This is a genomic window from Streptomyces sp. NPDC006134 (genome assembly GCF_040628835.1).
Lineage (GTDB): Bacteria > Actinomycetota > Actinomycetes > Streptomycetales > Streptomycetaceae > Streptomyces.
The window spans coordinates 61,180-77,293 of sequence record NZ_JBEXTV010000007.1 but is presented as its reverse complement, the minus strand read 5'-3'; the positions used below and the strand labels follow the sequence as shown (position 1 = coordinate 77,293).

At 73.5% G+C, this 16,114-nt stretch carries 15 protein-coding genes; 9 read left to right on the top strand and 6 right to left on the bottom strand.

What is annotated here, in order from left to right; all coding sequences use genetic code 11:
* The gene (locus ABZ340_RS06560) at positions 1–477 is read right to left on the bottom strand and encodes a GNAT family N-acetyltransferase (RefSeq protein ID WP_358780628.1); all 477 of its coding nucleotides are present in this window, start codon (positions 475–477) and stop codon (positions 1–3) included.
* 87 nt (positions 478–564) lie between these two features.
* Between ABZ340_RS06560 and ABZ340_RS06555 the strand changes: the two genes are divergently transcribed.
* Complete coding sequence (locus tag ABZ340_RS06555) at positions 565–1,368, top strand: exodeoxyribonuclease III (protein ID WP_358780627.1); 804 nt, start codon at positions 565–567, stop codon at positions 1,366–1,368.
* Positions 1,369–1,402: 34 nt separating this feature from the next.
* Here the strand turns inward: ABZ340_RS06555 and ABZ340_RS06550 are convergent, their stop codons facing one another.
* Positions 1,403–2,119, bottom strand: a complete 717-nt coding sequence (locus ABZ340_RS06550) for a MerR family transcriptional regulator (RefSeq protein WP_358780626.1) — start codon at positions 2,117–2,119, stop codon at positions 1,403–1,405.
* Between the two features lie 133 nt (positions 2,120–2,252).
* Between ABZ340_RS06550 and ABZ340_RS06545 the strand changes: the two genes are divergently transcribed.
* The 4 genes from ABZ340_RS06545 (at position 2,253) to ABZ340_RS06530 (ending at position 6,046) form a co-directional block, all read left to right on the top strand.
* Positions 2,253–3,881 carry an NAD(P)/FAD-dependent oxidoreductase gene (locus ABZ340_RS06545; RefSeq protein WP_358780625.1) on the top strand — a complete coding sequence of 543 codons (1,629 nt, stop codon included), beginning with the start codon at positions 2,253–2,255 and terminating at the stop codon, positions 3,879–3,881.
* Positions 3,878–4,879 (top strand): alpha/beta hydrolase, encoded by a 1,002-nt coding sequence (locus ABZ340_RS06540; protein ID WP_358780624.1) that lies wholly within the window; start codon positions 3,878–3,880, stop codon positions 4,877–4,879. Before ABZ340_RS06545 ends, ABZ340_RS06540 begins: the two co-directional genes overlap by 4 nt.
* Positions 4,876–5,769: an SDR family oxidoreductase gene (locus ABZ340_RS06535; protein WP_358780623.1), complete on the top strand. Its 894-nt coding sequence runs from the start codon at positions 4,876–4,878 to the stop codon at positions 5,767–5,769. Before ABZ340_RS06540 ends, ABZ340_RS06535 begins: the two co-directional genes overlap by 4 nt.
* A 103-nt stretch (positions 5,770–5,872) precedes the next feature.
* On the top strand, positions 5,873–6,046 hold the full coding sequence (locus tag ABZ340_RS06530) for a hypothetical protein (RefSeq protein WP_358780622.1): 174 nt from the start codon (positions 5,873–5,875) through the stop codon (positions 6,044–6,046).
* 173 nt (positions 6,047–6,219) lie between these two features.
* Here ABZ340_RS06530 and ABZ340_RS06525 read toward each other — a convergent pair whose 3' ends face one another.
* Positions 6,220–9,516 (bottom strand): S41 family peptidase, encoded by a 3,297-nt coding sequence (locus ABZ340_RS06525; RefSeq protein ID WP_358780621.1) that lies wholly within the window; start codon positions 9,514–9,516, stop codon positions 6,220–6,222.
* Between the two features lie 322 nt (positions 9,517–9,838).
* Here ABZ340_RS06525 and ABZ340_RS06520 point away from each other — a divergent pair, with 322 nt between their 5' ends.
* Together ABZ340_RS06520 and ABZ340_RS06515 are read left to right on the top strand one after the other, a co-directional pair.
* Entirely contained in the window at positions 9,839–10,441 is a 603-nt protein-coding gene (locus ABZ340_RS06520) for a TetR/AcrR family transcriptional regulator (protein ID WP_358780620.1), read from the top strand.
* 116 nt (positions 10,442–10,557) lie between these two features.
* Positions 10,558–12,783: an MMPL family transporter gene (locus tag ABZ340_RS06515; protein WP_358780619.1), complete on the top strand. Its 2,226-nt coding sequence runs from the start codon at positions 10,558–10,560 to the stop codon at positions 12,781–12,783.
* Between the two features lie 74 nt (positions 12,784–12,857).
* On the opposite strand, the gene ABZ340_RS06510 is transcribed toward ABZ340_RS06515, so the two are convergent.
* Complete coding sequence (locus tag ABZ340_RS06510) at positions 12,858–13,274, bottom strand: PIN domain-containing protein (protein WP_358780618.1); 417 nt, start codon at positions 13,272–13,274, stop codon at positions 12,858–12,860.
* Positions 13,271–13,567: a type II toxin-antitoxin system VapB family antitoxin gene (locus tag ABZ340_RS06505; protein ID WP_358780617.1), complete on the bottom strand. Its 297-nt coding sequence runs from the start codon at positions 13,565–13,567 to the stop codon at positions 13,271–13,273. The genes ABZ340_RS06510 and ABZ340_RS06505 overlap by 4 nt, the downstream gene beginning before the upstream one ends.
* A 208-nt stretch (positions 13,568–13,775) precedes the next feature.
* On the opposite strand from ABZ340_RS06505, the gene ABZ340_RS06500 reads away from it, so the two are divergent.
* The gene (locus tag ABZ340_RS06500) at positions 13,776–14,276 is read left to right on the top strand and encodes a YbaK/EbsC family protein (protein ID WP_358780616.1); all 501 of its coding nucleotides are present in this window, start codon (positions 13,776–13,778) and stop codon (positions 14,274–14,276) included.
* The gene (locus ABZ340_RS06495; protein ID WP_358780615.1) at positions 14,273–15,118 is read left to right on the top strand and encodes an EamA family transporter; all 846 of its coding nucleotides are present in this window, start codon (positions 14,273–14,275) and stop codon (positions 15,116–15,118) included. Before ABZ340_RS06500 ends, ABZ340_RS06495 begins: the two co-directional genes overlap by 4 nt.
* 39 nt (positions 15,119–15,157) lie before the next feature.
* On the opposite strand, the gene ABZ340_RS06490 is transcribed toward ABZ340_RS06495, so the two are convergent.
* Complete coding sequence (locus tag ABZ340_RS06490; RefSeq protein ID WP_358780614.1) at positions 15,158–16,075, bottom strand: alpha/beta fold hydrolase; 918 nt, start codon at positions 16,073–16,075, stop codon at positions 15,158–15,160.
* Positions 16,076–16,114 lie beyond the last annotated feature (39 nt).

The following is a 16,114-nucleotide window of genomic DNA, read 5'->3' as shown; positions in this document are numbered from 1 at the left end:
CTAGAGCTTCTTGGCGTAGCAGAGGCTGCTCTCGTGGAAACGGTAGTAGCCGAACTTCTCGCACGGCTCGTAGCCGCTGGACAGGTACAGCGCCACCGCCTCCGGCTGCTTGGTACCGGTCTCCAGCACCATGCGCGTCCGGCCCGCCGCCCGCGCGTCCTCCTCCAGCGCGGCCAGGATGCGCCGGGCCAGCCCCCGGCCGCGCATCTGCTCGATCACGAACATCCGCTTCAGCTCGGCGTCGCCGTCGCGGTAGTTCTCCTCGTTGGCGTCCTGCGCCCGCCAGCCGCCGGAGGCGACCGGGACGCCGGCCTCGTCGTACGCGAGCAGGTAGAGGCCGTTCGGCGGCGCGAAGTGCGACGGTTCCAGATAGGTCGCGTCGCCGCCGTCGCCGTAGCGCACGGCGTACTCGGCCTGGACCTCGTCGTTGAGCTTGACGGCGTCGGGGTGGTCGAAGGGGACCGGGCGTATGTCCATGCTGCCTGCCGTATGTCGATGCGATGGTGGAGGGTGCCGAAGCGGTCCGGAACAGGACCTCGTCCAGTGTGCCGGTAAGGTGCCCGGATGCTCACCGTGACCTCCGTCAACGTCAACGGCCTGCGCGCCGCCGCGAAGAAAGGCTTCGTGGAGTGGCTCGCCGCCACCTCCGCCGATGTGCTCTGCCTCCAGGAGGTGCGCGCCGAACCGCACCAGCTCCCCGAGCAGGTGCGCGAGCCCGAGGGCTGGCACGTGACGCACGCCCCCGCCGCCGCCAAGGGCCGCGCCGGCGTCTCCCTCTACAGCCGCCGCGAGCCCGACCGCGTCCAGGTCGGCTTCGGCTCGTCCGAGTTCGACGCGAGCGGCCGGTACGTCGAGGCCGACCTGCCCGGTGTGACGGTCGCCTCCCTCTACCTCCCCTCCGGCGAGGCCGGCACCGAGCGCCAGGACGAGAAGGTCCGCTTCATGGGCGAGTTCCTCGCCTACCTCAAGGAGCTGCGCGAGCGCGCCGCCGCCGACGGCCGCGAGGTCGTCGTCTGCGGCGACTGGAACATCGCCCACCGCGAGGCCGACCTGAAGAACTGGCGCGCCAACCGCAAGAACTCCGGGTTCCTGCCCGAGGAGCGGGAGTGGCTGGGGCGGGTGCTCGACCCGGTGGACGGCGGGTACGTGGACGTGGTGCGGGCGCTCCATCCGGGGGTGGAGGGGCCGTACACGTGGTGGTCGTACCGGGGGCGGGCCTTCGACAACGACGCGGGGTGGAGGATCGACTACCAGATGGCGACGCCCGGGCTGGCGGGACGGGCGGTGAAGGCGGTCGTCGAACGGGCCGCCAGTCACGCCGAGCGGTGGTCGGACCACGCGCCCGTCACCGTGGTGTTCGGGGACTGACGGAGGCCGGGGGCCGGGGGTCGAGGCCGGGGGATCAGCCCTCCTTGCGCAGCCGCCGGTCCAGCGCCAGCGACAGTTCCGCCTCCACCACGCTGCGGGCCAGGGGGCGCAGGCGGGGCAGGTCGGCCTCGGTCGCGTGGCGCAGGATCAGGTCGGCGAAGAGCCCGGCGAGGGCCTCGGCGTGCTCGCGGACGCGTTTGCCCGCCGCCAGCACGTCGGCGAGCGGGATGCCCTCGCGGACCAGGGCCGAGGACACGTCCAGCAGGCGGCGGCTGATGTGGACGATCTCGTCGCCGTCGGTGCCGAGGTAGCCGAGCTCCAGGGCGGCGGCGAGGTTCTCGGGGGTGGCCTGGCCCGCGAAGCGGTCGGCGAGTTCCTCGGGGGTGAGGCGGACCGGGGTCTCCTCGGTGGGCTCGCCGTAGCCGAGCAGGTCGCCCACGTCGCGGCCGTGGTCGAAGGCGTCGGCCAGCTCCGCGATGCCGCTGAGGGTGTGGCCGCGCTCCAGGAGGGCGGAGATGGTGCGCAGGCGGGCCAGGTGGTGGTCGTCGTACCAGGCGATGCGGCCCTCGCGGCGGGGCGGGGGGAGCAGTCTGCGTTCGCGGTAGAAGCGCAGGGTGCGCACCGTGATGCCGGCCAGCCGGGCCAGCTCCTCCGTGCGGTACTCGCGGGGTGCCGCGGAACCGGCGGGCCCGGCGGGTCCGGTGTCCTTGCCGGCTCCGGGGTTCTCGGTGCGTCCAGCGTCTTCTGCCACGCCGGAAGCGTAGGGCGTACCGGCGGTAACTTTCCTCGCCCCACCCCCTACCGGTCGGTACGCCGCTCCTCTACTCTCCCCATTGCGCCAGTGTTCACTGGCAGAGTCCGAGGCGATGTGTGGAGGCGTCGGAATGGCCGAGCACGAGCATGTACGCGTGGCGGTGGTCGGGTCCGGGTTCGGCGGGCTGGGGGCCGCCGTGCGGCTGCGCCGCGAGGGGATCACCGACTTCGTCGTCCTGGAACGGGCCGGCAGCGTCGGCGGCACCTGGCGGGACAACAGCTATCCGGGATGCGCGTGCGACGTCCCGTCCCACCTGTACTCCTTCTCCTTCGCGCCCAACCCCGACTGGCCGCGCACCTTCTCCGGCCAGCGGCACATCCGCGCCTACCTGGAGCACGTGACGGACACCTTCGGGCTCCGCCCGCACATCCGGTTCGACGCCGAGGTGAAGCGGATGACCTGGGACGCCGAGCGGCTGTGGTGGGAGATCGAGACCGGCGGCGGGAGGCTGACGGCCGACATGGTCGTCTCCGCCACCGGGCCGCTGTCCGACCCGAAGATCCCGGACATCCCGGGGCTGGACACCTTCCCCGGCAAGGTCTTCCACTCGGCCCGCTGGGACCACGACTACGACCTCACCGGCAAGCGGGTCGCGATGATCGGCACCGGCGCGTCCGCCATCCAGATCGTGCCGGCGATCCAGCCCCGCGTCGGCCGCCTCACCCTCTTCCAGCGCACCCCGGCCTGGGTGATGCCCCGCGCCGACCGGGCCATCGGCCCCGCCGAGCGCGCCCTGCACCGGGCGCTGCCGCTCACCACGCGGCTCCGCCGCGGCCTGCTGTGGGGCATCCGGGAACTCCAGGTCCAGGCGTTCACCAAGCACCCGAACGAACTGGGGCTCGTGGAGCAGCTCGCCAAGCGGAACATGGCCCGCGCCATCAAGGACCCGGCCCTGCGCGCCAAGCTGACCCCCGACTACCGCATCGGCTGCAAGCGGATCCTGCTCTCCAACGACTACTACCCGGCGCTCGCCCGGCCGAATGTGGACGTCGTCGCGAGCGGACTGGCCGAGGTGCGCGGCTCGACCCTGGTCGCCGCCGACGGCAGCGAGGCCGAGGCCGACGCGATCGTCTTCGGCACCGGCTTCCACGTCACCGACATGCCCATCGCCGAGCGGGTGGTGGGCGCGGACGGGCGCACCCTCGCCGAGACCTGGAAGGACGGGATGGAGGCGCTGCGCGGTGCCTCGGCGGCCGGCTTCCCGAACTGGATGACGATCATCGGGCCCAACACCGGCCTCGGGAACTCGTCCATGATCCTCATGATCGAGTCCCAGCTGAACTACCTGGCCGACTACCTGCGCCAGCTGGACGTCCTCGGCGGCCGGGTCGCCCTCGACGCCCGCCCCGAGGCCGTACGGGCCTGGAACCGGCGGGTGCAGGAGCGAATGAAGCGCACGGTGTGGAACACCGGCGGCTGCACGAGCTGGTACCTGGACGCGAACGGGCGCAACACCACCGTCTGGCCGGGCACGACGAGCGAGTTCCGGCGGGCGACGCGGCGGGTGGACCTGATGGAGTATCAGGTGTTGCGGCCTCCGGCGAGGAAGAACGTTCCTGCCGGTGCCGGTGCCGGTGCCGGTGCCGGTGCCGGTGCCGGTGCCGGTGCCGGTGCGGGTGCGGGTGCGGGCGTGGATGCCGGCGCGGGCACGGGCACCGGTACGGACACCGGTACGGAGAAGGCCGGGGTGACCGCGTGAGCCCTCGCCGCCCCCGCGTCCCCGTTCCCCCGCCCGGCTCCGCCGCCGGCCCCTACGCCCCGCCCGCCCCCGCCCGCGAACTGACCGTCCGCTCCGCCGACGGCGCCCGCCTGCACGTCGAGGTGCACGGCCCCGACGGCGACCCGGACGCCCCGGCCGTCGTCCTCTCCCACGGCTGGACCTGCTCCACCGCCTTCTGGGCGGCGCAGATCCGCGCCCTGGCCGCCGACCACCGCGTCATCGCCTACGACCAGCGCGGCCACGGCCGCAGCCCGGCCCACCCGGTGTGCACCGCCGACGCCCTCGCCGACGACCTGGAGGCCGTGCTCGACGCCACCCTCGCCCCGGGCGAGCGGGCCGTGATCGCCGGGCACTCCATGGGCGGCATGACGGTGCTGGCCGCGGCCGGCCGGTCCGCCCTGCGCGAGCGCGCGGCGGCCGTACTGCTGTGCAGCACCGGCAGTTCCCGGCTGGTCGCCTCCTCGACCGTGCTCCCGCTGCGGGAGGGCCCGCTGCGGACCCGGCTGACCCGGCACGTCCTCGGCTCCCGCGCCCCGCTCGGACCGGTCACGCCGCTCAGCCTGCGCGTCCTCAAGTACGGGACGATGGGCCCGGGTGCGGCCCCGCACATGGTCCGGGCGTGCGCCCGGATCGTGCACGCCTGCCCGCGCTCGGTGCGCCACGCCTGGTCGCGGGTGCTCGACCTGCTCGACCTCGACCACGCGGTACGGCGGTTGACGGCCCCGACGGAGGTGCTGGTCGGCACGGCCGACCGGCTGACCCCGCCGGTGCACGCCCGTGCGCTGGCCGCCGCGCTGCCGAACTGCCTCGGCCTCACCGAACTGCCCGGCGTCGGCCACATGACGCCGGTCGAAGCACCGGACCTGGTCACCGGGAAGATCCGCGCCCTCGCCGCCGCGCACCTGCCCGCCCGCACGTCCGCCCCCACGCCCACCGACTCCCCCACGCCCGCCGCACACGCCGAGGAGAGCGCATGAGCAAGGTCAGCCTGGAAGGACGGGTCGCCGTCGTCACCGGAGCGGCGCGCGGCGTCGGGGAACTGCTGGCCCGCAAGCTCTCCGCGCGCGGGGTGAAGGTGGCCCTCGTCGGGCTGGAGCCGGACGCGCTCAAGCAGGTCTCGGCGCGGCTGCACAGCGACAGCGACCACTGGTACGCCGACGTCACCGACCACGAGACGATGGCACGGGTCGCGCGGGAGGTGAAGGAACGCTTCGGCAGGGTCGACATCGTGGTCGCCAACGCGGGGGTCGCCACCGGCGGGCCGTTCACCGACTCCGACCCCGAGGCATGGCGGCGGGTGATCGAGGTCAACCTCGTCGGGTCGGCGGTGACCGCCCGCGCCTTCCTGCCGCCGCTCCTCGACAGCCGGGGCTACCTGCTCCAGATCGCGTCCCTGGCCGCCCTCACGCCCGCCCCGATGATGACGGCGTACTGCGCCTCCAAGTCCGGTGTGGAGGCGTACGCGCACAGCCTGCGTGCCGAGGTCGGCCACCGGGGCGTGAAGGTCGGCGTCGGCTACCTGTCGTGGACCGACACCGACATGGTGCGCGGCGCCGACCGGGACGACGTGATGCGGGAGCTGCGGCAGCGGCTGCCGTGGCCGTCGAACAAGACGTACCCGCTGGGACCGGCCGTCGACCGGCTCGTGGAGGGCATCGAGCGGCGGTCCACGCACGTGTACGGACAGTGGTGGCTGCGCGGCATGCAGGGCGTGCGCGGGTACCTCCCGGCGGTCATCGGGACGGTCGGCCAGCGGGAGATGCGGCGCTTCGCGGACCGGCTCACCGGCATGCGCATGGGCCTGGTCGGCGCGGGCGGCGCGGCCGACGAACAGCACCGGACGCAGGTGGGTACGGAGCGTCACTGATCGACATGCGCAGCGTCACGGCCCGTGTGAATCTGATCGAGCCCGAACCCGTCCGGTACGGGGGCGGGCCCGATTTCCCCACCCACTACGGGAGTGAACCCACATGGGCATGAAGGACCAGTTCCAGGAGAAGTCCGAGCGTCTGCAGGACCAGGCCCGGCAGCGGGCCGAGCAGGCCAAGGAGCAGATGCAGAACCGCCGCCGCCGCGACGACGACGACCTGGACACCGAGCGGCAGACGCAGGAGGACCGCCTCCGCCAGGACTACGACGCCTGACGCACTGCTGAGCGAAGGGGCGCCCCTCGGCGAGGGGCGCCCCTTTCCCGTGTCCGGGGCCTTTTCCCGTGTCCCCGGCGGTTTCCAGGGGCCTTTTCCGTGTCCGTGGCCCTTTTTCCGTGCCGGCGGCGCAGGGCCAGGGCTCGCGGCTCCGGGGCTCACGGCTCCAGGGCTCACGACCTCGGCGGCAGCGGCGGCCGGGTCCGGTCCGGCACGTCCCGGTAGTCCGGCGGCGTGGCGGGCGGGTTGGTCTCCAGCAGCTCCAGCGCCAGCCGGACCGCGTCGCCCAGCACCGGGTAGCGGCCCTCGGCCCAGTCCAGCGGGGTGCGCAGCGCCTCCAGGTCGGGGGCGACGCCGTGGTTCTCCACCGACCAGCCGTAGGCGTCGAACCAGGCCGCGTTCATCGGCACCGTGATGACCGTGCCGTCGCCCAGGCGGTGCCGCCCGGTCATGCCGACCACGCCGCCCCAGGTGCGCTGCCCGACCACCGGGCCCAGCTTCAGCAGCTTGAACGCGGCGGTGATCATGTCGCCGTCGGAGGAGGTCGCCTCGTCCGCCACCGCCACGACCGGGCCCCGGGGCGCGTTCGACGTGTACGACACCGGCTGGGCGCCCCGGGTCAGGTCCCAGCCCAGGATGGTGCGGGTCAGCTTCTCGACGACGAGTTCGCTGATGTGCCCGCCCGCGTTGCCGCGCACGTCCACGATGAGCGCGGGCCGGGACACCTCCATGCGCAGGTCGCGGTTGAACTGCGCCCAGCCCGAGCCGCCCATATCGGGGATGTGCAGGTAGCCGCACCGCCCGTCGCTCAGCTCCCGCACCACCTCCCGGCGTTTGACCACCCAGTCCTGGTAGCGCAGCGGCCGGTCGTCGATCAGCGGCACGACGGCCACCCGCCGGGGCGGCCCCCCGGCCTCCGGCTCGAACGTCAGCTCCACGGTCGTCCCGCCCGAGCCCGCCAGCAGCGGATACGGCCCCGCCACCGGGTCCACCGGGCGGCCGTCGACGTGGGTCAGGACGGCGCCCTCGCGGATGCCGGTGCCGGCCAGCGGGGAGCGGGCCTTGGAGTCGGAGGAGTCGCCGGGCAGGATGCGCTTGACGATCCAGCGCCCTTCCCGGCACGCGAGGTTGGCGCCCAGCAGGCCCTGCCAGCGCTGGTAGTGCGGCGGGCCCTCGTTGCGGCGGGCGGCGGAGACGTAGGCGTGCGAGGTGCCCAGTTCGCCCAGCACCTCCCGCAGCAGGTCCGCGAACTCGTCCGGGGTGGCGACCCGTTCGACCAGCGGGCGGTACTGCTCCAGCACCCCGTCCCAGTCGATGCCGCACATGCCCGGCTCCCAGAAGAAGGCGCGGGTCAGCCGCCCCGCCTCCGCGTACGCCTGCCGCCACTCCGCGCCCGGGTCGGCCTGGTGCAGGATGCGGCGCAGGTCGATCCAGGTGGTGGAGTCGCTGTCGCCGGGCTCGGTGGCGGGCACCGCGCGCAGGTCGCCCTCGTCCAGGACGACGAGCCGGGTGCCGTCGCCGCTGACGGCGAACGAGTCGAGGTGGCCGACGAGTTCGGTCTTCTTCGCCTTGGTGAGGCCGAAGTGCTCCAGGGTGGGCCGCTCGCTGGGGTCGTTGGGGTTGGCGAACGTCTCGCCCAGCGCACCCGAGATCGGCCAGCGCAGCCACACCAGCCCGCCGCCCGCGACCGGATGCAGCGCCGAGTACTTGGAGGCGGTGACGGGGAAGGGGGTGACCCGGTTCTCCAGGCCCTCCACCTCGACGGTGACCGCGCCGCCCTCGCCGGGCTCGTCCTCCACCGGGTCCAGGCCGCCGGCGGCCGGGCGGCCCTCCGGGTTCAGCGCGAAGGGGGAGGGCGTCGCCGAGGAGAGGGGCACGAGGTAGGGGCGGCAGCCCAGCGGGAAGGACAGGTCCCCGGTGTGCACGTCGTACACCGGGTCGAAGCCGCGCCAGGACAGGAACGCCAGATAGCGGCCGTCGCGGGTGAAGACGGGGTTCTCGTCCTCGAAGCGGCCGTTGGTGACGTCGACGACGAACCCGTCCTTGATCCGGGCCATTTTGATCTGCCGCAGCGTCCGCCCGATGCCCGGGTGGGACCAGGTCAGCCAGGCCCCGTCCGGGGAGAAGGCGAGGTCGCGCACCGGCCCGTTGTCCGACCGGACCAGCTCGGTGACGTCCGCCTCCGCCTCCGCCTCCGCGCCCGGCCCCGCCCCGGCCTCCCCCTCCGGCTCCACGGCGGCCGTCTCGTCGGGCACCGGGAGCAGCAGCAGCCGGCCGTCGTGCGAGGCGAGGGCGAGCCGCTCGCCCTCGGGGTCCGAGGCCATCTCCAGCACCCGGCCCAGCTTCCCGGAGGCCAGCCGCCGCGGCGTACGGCCCCCGGTCGCGCGCGGCAGGTAGGCGATCTCGACGGCGTCCTCGCCGTCGGCGTCGGTCACGTACGCGATCCGCCCGCTCGCCCCGAGCATCTCCGGCAGCCGCACCCGTACCCCGGGGGTGTCGGCGAGGGTGCGCGCCGGGCCGTCCCGGTGGGTGAGCCAGTACAGGCTGCCCCGTACGACGACGGCGCTGGCGCGGCCCGTCTCGTCCACGGAGAGGCCGCCCACGTGCTGCGCGGCGGGCACCTGGTAGGGGCGCCGCCCCGCGCGCGGCCCGCTCAGCCGCACCTCCAGCCGGCGCGGTTCGCTGCCGGGGGAGAGGTCGTCGACGATCCACAGGTCGCCGGCGCACTGGTACACCACCCGCGTGCCGTCGCTGGCGGCGTGCCGGGCGTAGAAGGCGTCGTGGTCGGTGTGGCGGCGCAGGTCGGAGCCGTCGTACGCGCAGGAGTAGAGGTTGCCGACGCCCTCGTGGTCGGAGAGGAAGGCGATCCGGCCGCCCACGAACATCGGGGACTGGAGGTGGCCGCCGAGGTCGGGCAGCAGCCGCTGCCCGTGCAGCCACAGCCGGCCCGTCGCGCCGCCCCGGTAGCGCTTCCAGGCGGCGGGTTCGTGCGGCGGGACGCCGGTGAGCAGCAGCGTCTTGCGCTCGCCGTCGAGGTCGGCGACCTGGAGGTCGCCGACCGGGCCCCAGGGCAGCTTGCGGCCGGGGTCGCCGTCCGGGGTGATCTTGTAGGCCCAGGTGAGGTGGGAGAACGGCTCGCCGTGGGAGGAGACCGCGAGGACGGCGGCGTCCGCGTCCCGGTCGGCCGGTGCCCAGCCGCACACCCGGGCGTCCGCGCTGCCCCAGTGGCTGAGCTGCCGCCCCGGCCCGCCGTCCACCGGCACCAGGTACACCTCCGGCACCAGGGTGCGCCAGCTGGTGTACGCGATGTGGCGCCCGTCGGGGGAGAAGCGGGGGTGGCCGGCCTTGGTGCGGTCGACGGTGAGCCGCCAGGCGCGGCCCGGGGCGTCCAGGGGGGCGAGCCAGAGGTCGTCCTCGGCCACGAAGCACAGCAGGTCGCCACTGAGGTGCGGAAGGCGCAGATAGCTCACCTTCCCATGCTTGGCCGGGGGCCGGAGACGGGCAACTCGGGCGGACCTGGGGTCACCCTCCGGACGCGGGCAACTCGGGCAGACCGGGGGGCACCCTCCGGACGCGGGCGGCCCGGGTGGCCGGGGGTGCCCTCCGGACGCGGGCGGCCCGGGTGGCCGGGGGTGCCCTCCGGGGAGGCCCGGCCGCCCTTATGCGCCGCTGACAGTCGTGACCGAGAACACGTACGAAACCGTTTCGTTTCGCTTGTGGGGTGGGCTACATTCGTCACGTACGAGACCGCCGGCGTCCGGCGGGTCCACGGCGAGCGGAAGGGTGAGGGACATGGCCGAGGCCGCGACGGCGCGCCGCAGCCGCATCACCCCCGAGCGCGCGGCCGAGCTCTACGCGGCCGTGCTCGACCTGCTCCGGGAGGTCGGCTACGACGCCCTGACCATGGACGCCGTCGCCGCCCGCACCCGGTCCAGCAAGGCGACGCTCTACCGCCAGTGGGGCGGCAAGCCCGAGCTGGTCGTCAGAGCGCTGCGCCACGGCAAGCCGGGGGGCATCGCCGACGTCGACACCGGGTCCCTGCGGGGCGACCTGCACGCCCTGGTGACCCGCGAGGACGACTGCGTCATGGAACAGAACTCCGCGCTGATGCGGGGCCTGTCCATGGCGGTGCACACCAACCCGGATCTGCGGCGGGCGTTCAAGGAACTGCTCATCGAGCCGGAGATGGCGGAGTTCCGGCGGGTGCTGCGGCGCGCGGTCGAGCGCGGCGAGGTCCGCGAGGACGCCCCCGCGCTGGAGTACGTCGTGCACATGCTGGTCGGCGCGTTCGTCACCCGCACGCTGATCGACGATCTGCCGCCCACCCAGGGGTTCCTCCTCTCGTACATCGACGCCGTGGTCCTCCCCGCCCTCGGCGTGCCCACCACCCCCTGACCCGTCCCCGCGGGCCGGACACCCCCTGACGTCACACCGCTCACGTCGTCGGGCCGATCCCCTCTGCCCTGAAGACCCCATGCCAGACCCCACGACCTGACCGGGAGTACGCCCTCGTGGCCACGTTCCTCTACAAACTCGGCCGGCTCGCCTTCCGGCGACGGCACGTCGTCGCCCTGATATGGGTGGCGCTGCTGGCCCTCGCCGGTGTCGGCGCGGCCAGCGCCCCGCCCGCCGGCTCCACCTCCTTCTCCATCCCCGGCACCGAGGCACAGAAGGCCTTCGACCTGCTCGAAGAGCGCTTCCCCGGCGCCAGCGCCGACGGGGCGACCGCCCGCGTCGTCTTCAAGGCGCCCGACGGGGAGACGATGACGGACGCCGGGAACAAGGCGGCCGTCCAGAAGACCGTCCGGGAGCTGTCCGACGGCTCCGAGGTCGCCTCCGTCACCGACCCGTACACCGCGCACGCCGTCAGCAAGGACGGCACGATCGCGTACACGCAGGTGAAGTACGACGTCTCCGGCATGGAGCTGGAGGAGTCGACGAAGGACGCCCTCCAGGACGCCGCGCAGCAGGCGCGGGACGCCGGACTGACCGTCGAGATCGGCGGTGACGCGCTCAGCGCGATGCCGGAGACCGGCGCGACGGAGATCATCGGCATCGCGATCGCCGCCGTCGTCCTCGTCGTCACCTTCGGCTCGCTGGTCGCGGCCGGGCTGCCGCTGCTGACCGCGCTGATCGGCGTCGGCATCGGCGTCTCCTCGATCACCGCGCTGGCCAACGTGCTGGACCTGGGCTCCACCACCTCCACGCTGGCCATGATGATCGGCCTGGCGGTCGGCATCGACTACGCCCTGTTCATCGTCTCCCGCTACCGCGCCGAGCTGGCCGAGGGCCGCGAGCGCGAGGAGGCCGCCGGGCGGGCCGTCGGCACCGCGGGCTCGGCCGTCGTCTTCGCCGGCCTGACCGTGGTCATCGCCCTGGTGGGCCTCGCCGTCGTCAACATCCCGATGCTCACCAAGATGGGCGTCGCCGCCGCCGGAACGGTCGTCATCGCGGTCCTGATCGCCCTGACGCTGATCCCCGCGCTGCTCGGTTACGCGGGCCGCAAGGTCAAGCCGGCCGGCGAGAAGAGCAGGCTGCTGGGCGGCGGCCGGGCCGCGAAGAAGGCCGCGGGCGAGCCCGCCGGGACCGCCCGGCCCAACATGGGCACCCGCTGGGCGAACTTCGTCGTACGCCGCCCCGTCGCCGTCCTCCTGCTCGGCGTCGTCGGCCTGGGCGCGGCGGCCGTTCCCGCCGCCTCCCTGGAGCTGGGCCTGCCCGACGACGGCTCCCAGCCCACCTCCACGACCCAGCGCCGCGCCTACGACCTGCTCTCCGAGGGCTTCGGCCCCGGCTTCAACGGGCCGCTGATGGTCGTCGTCGACGCCCAGGCGAGCGACGCCCCGAAGGCGGTGTTCACCGACGTCGTGGAGGAGATCAAGGGCCTGAAGGACGTGGCGGCGGTGACCCCGCCCGCGCCCAACCAGGCCGGCGACACGGCGACGATCACCGTCGTCCCGCAGTCCAAGCCGTCCTCCGTCACCACCGAGGACCTGGTCCACTCCATCCGCGACGCGGGCGCCGGGGTCAAGGCCGACACGGGCGCGACCGTCCTGGTCACCGGCTCGACGGCCATGAACATCGACGTCAGCCAGAAGCTCAACGACGCGCTGCTGCCGTACCTCGTCCTCGTCGTCGGCCTGGCGTTCCTGCTGCTGATCGTCGTCTTCCGCTCGGTCCTGGTCCCGCTGAAGGCCGCCCTCGGCTTCCTGCTGTCGGTCCTCGCGGCCCTCGGCGCGGTCGTCGCCGTCTTCCAGTGGGGCTGGCTGGCGGACCTGATGGGCGTGGAGCAGACCGGCCCGGTCATGTCGATGATGCCGATCTTCATGGTCGGCGTGGTCTTCGGCCTCGCCATGGACTACGAGGTCTTCCTCGTGACCCGGATGCGGGAGGCCCACGTCCACGGCGAGACGCCGAGCCAGGCGGTGGTGACCGGCTTCCGGCACGGCGCCCGGGTCGTCACGGCCGCCGCCGTCATCATGATCGCCGTCTTCGCCGGCTTCATCGGCTCCTCCGAGTCGATGGTCAAGATGATCGGCTTCGGCCTGGCGATCGCCGTCTTCTTCGACGCGTTCGTCGTCCGCATGGCCCTCGTCCCGGCCGTCCTGGCCCTCCTCGGCCGCCGCGCCTGGTGGCTGCCGAAGTGGCTGGACCGTGCACTGCCCAACGTCGACGTCGAGGGCGAGGGCCTGCGTACGCAGACCGACCCCGACGCGGACCGGGAGGCCGTGCGCGTCTGACGCGCCGGACCGCCCGGGGGAAAACCGGCCGGTGAGGGTTCTCCGTGCGGACGGAGGGCCCTCACCGGCTTCTTTCACATCGGAGCGGCGTACACGTTCCGCTCCGCCAGGTCCGTGAGGACCCGGGCAGCGGTGCGGTAGTCCTGGTCGTCGTGCAGGACCACCAAGCCGTGATGAGCGGCTGTGGCGCAGACGAGCCAGTCGACCGTGGACAGGCTCTGGTGCTGCCCGCGCTGAGCGAGCCTGTGCTGAGCCGCTTCGATCCAGCGCCAGGCTCCCTTGGGAACGGCGACGTCCGGATGAAGGTCGGCAAACATGTCCGTCATGTGCTCGTACTCGTCGAGGCTGCGGGCTGATTGCAGGAATTCCGTGCGCTGAGCCGCGCACGAACCGATCGCCCCGTCGTCCAGTTCGTGCGACCAGAGCGCATTGAGCTTCCGGTCACGCTGTAGCCGCCACACGGCGGTCGAGTCGGCAAGATAGCGGATCACTGTCGGGCGATGTCCTTCTCGGCCCGGTCACCGGCGCCCTTCTCGACCCGGTCACCGGCGCCCTTCTCGGCCCGGTCACCGGCGCCCTTTTCGGCCGTGTGACGACGCCAGAAGCCGTCCTCGTCCCACTGCTGGGCACGCTCAAGGTGCCGCAGCCGGGCTTCGGTGCGCCGTCGGCGTTCGGCATATTCGCGCAACGCCAGGTTGACCATCTCTTTTTTGGTCCTTGCTCCGGACAACCTCATCGCCTCGGCGAGAGCCTCGTCGTCGATGTCGATCTGAGTGGCGGACATAGCACCTCCCTGACGTGTGCTTCATATGAAGGTAGCCAATGTTCCATACGCAGACCAGGTTTTCAGCCGGTCGTGACCGGGGGCAGGGCGGATGGCGTCAGCCCGGACGCCATCGCCGCGCAGCCGAGAGCCCGTGCCGCCTGGTTGTCCGACCGCGGTGCGGTAACTCGGTCGCGTGCCCTGCACAGGCACCGTTAGCGTGCGTCGCATGACGACACCTGCCGACTCAGCACCCCACCCCCGTTTCGCCGAGGCCGTGGAAGCGCTCGGTCTCGGTGATGTGATCCCCCGGGTCCGCAGCTTCCCGGAGGCCACCCGCACCGCCGCCGAGGCCGCCGCCGCGATCGGGTGCGAGCTGAGCCAGATCTGCAAGTCGCTGATCTTCGCGGCGGACGGGGAGCCCGTCCTGGTCCTCATGGACGGTGCCTCCCGCGTCGACGTCGAGCGGGTGCGCGGGGAACTCGGCGCCGCGAAGGTCACGCGGGCCGACGCCAAGGCCGTGCGGGAGACCACCGGGTACGCCATCGGCGGGGTCCCGCCCTTCGGGCACCGTACGAAGACCCGGGTGCTGGCCGACCGGTCCCTCCTCGCGCACGACGTCGTCTGGGCCGCCGCCGGGACGCCGTACACCGTCTTCCCCATGGCGCCGAAGGACCTCGTCGCCCACGCCGGTGCCGTCCTCGTGGACGTGCGCGAGCGCACCGCGTGACGCCTGCGGTCACGGCGGCCGTCCTGCTGGCCGCCGTCACGCACGCCGGCTGGAACGCCATCGCCCACAAGATCACCGACAAGTTGGCCGGCTTCACGCTGATCGCGGGCGGCGGGACGCTGATCGGGCTGGCGATGACGCCGTTCACACCGTTCCCGGCGGCGGGGGCGTGGCCGTACCTGCTCGCCTCGGCCGCCCTCCACCTCGTCTACTACGCGCTGCTGATGAAGTCCTTCCGGCTGGGGGACTTCGGGCAGGCGTACCCGATCGCGCGCGGCAGCGCGCCCCTGCTGGTCACCCTGCTCGCCGCCGTCTTCGCGCACGAGGTGCCGGACGGCTGGCAGGCCGCCGGGATCGCGCTGTCCTGCGCGGGGCTGACCGGCGTCGCCCTGTGGGGGCTGCGCGGGCGGCGGCCCGACTGGGCGGCGATCGGCGCGGCGCTGGCGACCGGCGCGGCGATAGCGGCGTACACCGTCGTCGACGGGCTGGGCGTGCGCGCCTCCGGGTCCTCCCTCGGGTACATCGCCTGGCTGATGGCGGTGGAGGGCGTGGCGCTGCCCGCGTACTTCCTGTACCGCCACCGCCGCCGGGCCTGGCCGCTGCTGCGGCCGGTCGCCGGGCTCGGGCTGCTGGGCGCGGCGATGTCCGTGGCCGCGTACGGGCTGGTGCTGTGGGCGCAGACCCGGGCCGAGCTCGCGCCGGTCGCCGCGCTGCGGGAGTCGTCGATCCTGGCCGGCGCGGCGATCGGGGCCGTGTTCTTCAAGGAGCGGTTCGGGGCGCCCCGGATCGTGGCGGCCGGGCTGCTGGTCGCCGGCATCGGGCTGATGCTGCACGCCGGGTAGGCCGCCTCCCGCCCCGGCGGTCCGGCGCCCCGGCGCGGGTCAGTCGACGGAGTCCATGAAGGCCGTCATCCGGCGGTTGATCTCCTCCGCGTGGTCGATCTGGGGCCCGTGGCCGGTGCCGTCGACGATCTCGGCCCGGGCGCCGGGTACGAGGCGCGGGACGCGCTCGACCTGCCTGCGCGGGTGCACGAGGAGGCTGCGCCTGCCGAGCACCAGGTAGAGCGGGGTGCGCAGGGTGGACAGCTCGCCGTCGGACAGGGGCAGGGGGGCGGGGCGGCGGATGCGGTAGGCGCGGACGCCCGTCCTGATCATGGTGCGCAGTTCCGGCACGACGAGGACCGGCTGCTCCAGCCAGGCCGCCAGCCGCGGGCGCAGCGCCTTGGGCGCGAAGGTCGCGAAGAGGCTGGCGAAGATCCAGACGAAGAAGCGCAGGCCCACCTTCTCCAGGCCGCCGGGGTCGAGCAGGGTGACCGAGGCGAGGCGGCCGGGCTCGCGGTGCGCCTGGTTCAGGGCGAGCCAGCCGCCGTAGGAGGAGCCGACCAGGTGCACGCGGTCGAGCCCGAGCCCGGCGAGGGTCTCCTCCAGCCACCGGGCGGCGTGTTCGGGCTGGTGGACGGGTTCGCGCTGGACGCTGCGGCCGGGGTCGCCCGGGGTGTCGATCGCGTAGACCGGGCGGACGGCGCTGAGGGCGGGGGTGTTCGGGTACCACATGGCGGAGCAGGAGCCCGCTCCGTGCACCAGGACGACGGGGGTGCGGGAGCGCGCGGCGGGGTCCGCGGGGTCGTACCGGTAGACGTGCGTGGTGCCGAAGGAGGTCTCCACGTCGGTCTCCGCGGCGGCGGGCGCTCCCAGTGCGTAGACCGCGTCGCAGGCGGCGAAGTACCGGTCGCGCCAGGCGTCGCTGACGAAGCGGCCGACATCGGCCTGGGTGCGGGTTGCGGTCGGGGACACGGCCACCTCCGGGGTCGATCCTTCGTGGTACGAACGTATCACGTT

Coding starts and splice junctions, on each gene's coding strand:
- ABZ340_RS06520 (WP_358780620.1), top strand. CDS start 9,839: ATGGCCGAGGCCGCGACGGCGCGCCGCAGCCGCATCACCCCCGAGCGC.
- ABZ340_RS06545 (WP_358780625.1), top strand. CDS start 2,253: ATGGCCGAGCACGAGCATGTACGCGTGGCGGTGGTCGGGTCCGGGTTC.
- ABZ340_RS06535 (WP_358780623.1), top strand. CDS start 4,876: ATGAGCAAGGTCAGCCTGGAAGGACGGGTCGCCGTCGTCACCGGAGCG.
- ABZ340_RS06560 (WP_358780628.1), bottom strand. CDS start 477: ATGGACATACGCCCGGTCCCCTTCGACCACCCCGACGCCGTCAAGCTC.
- ABZ340_RS06500 (WP_358780616.1), top strand. CDS start 13,776: ATGACGACACCTGCCGACTCAGCACCCCACCCCCGTTTCGCCGAGGCC.
- ABZ340_RS06530 (WP_358780622.1), top strand. CDS start 5,873: ATGGGCATGAAGGACCAGTTCCAGGAGAAGTCCGAGCGTCTGCAGGAC.
- ABZ340_RS06505 (WP_358780617.1), bottom strand. CDS start 13,567: ATGTCCGCCACTCAGATCGACATCGACGACGAGGCTCTCGCCGAGGCG.
- ABZ340_RS06555 (WP_358780627.1), top strand. CDS start 565: ATGCTCACCGTGACCTCCGTCAACGTCAACGGCCTGCGCGCCGCCGCG.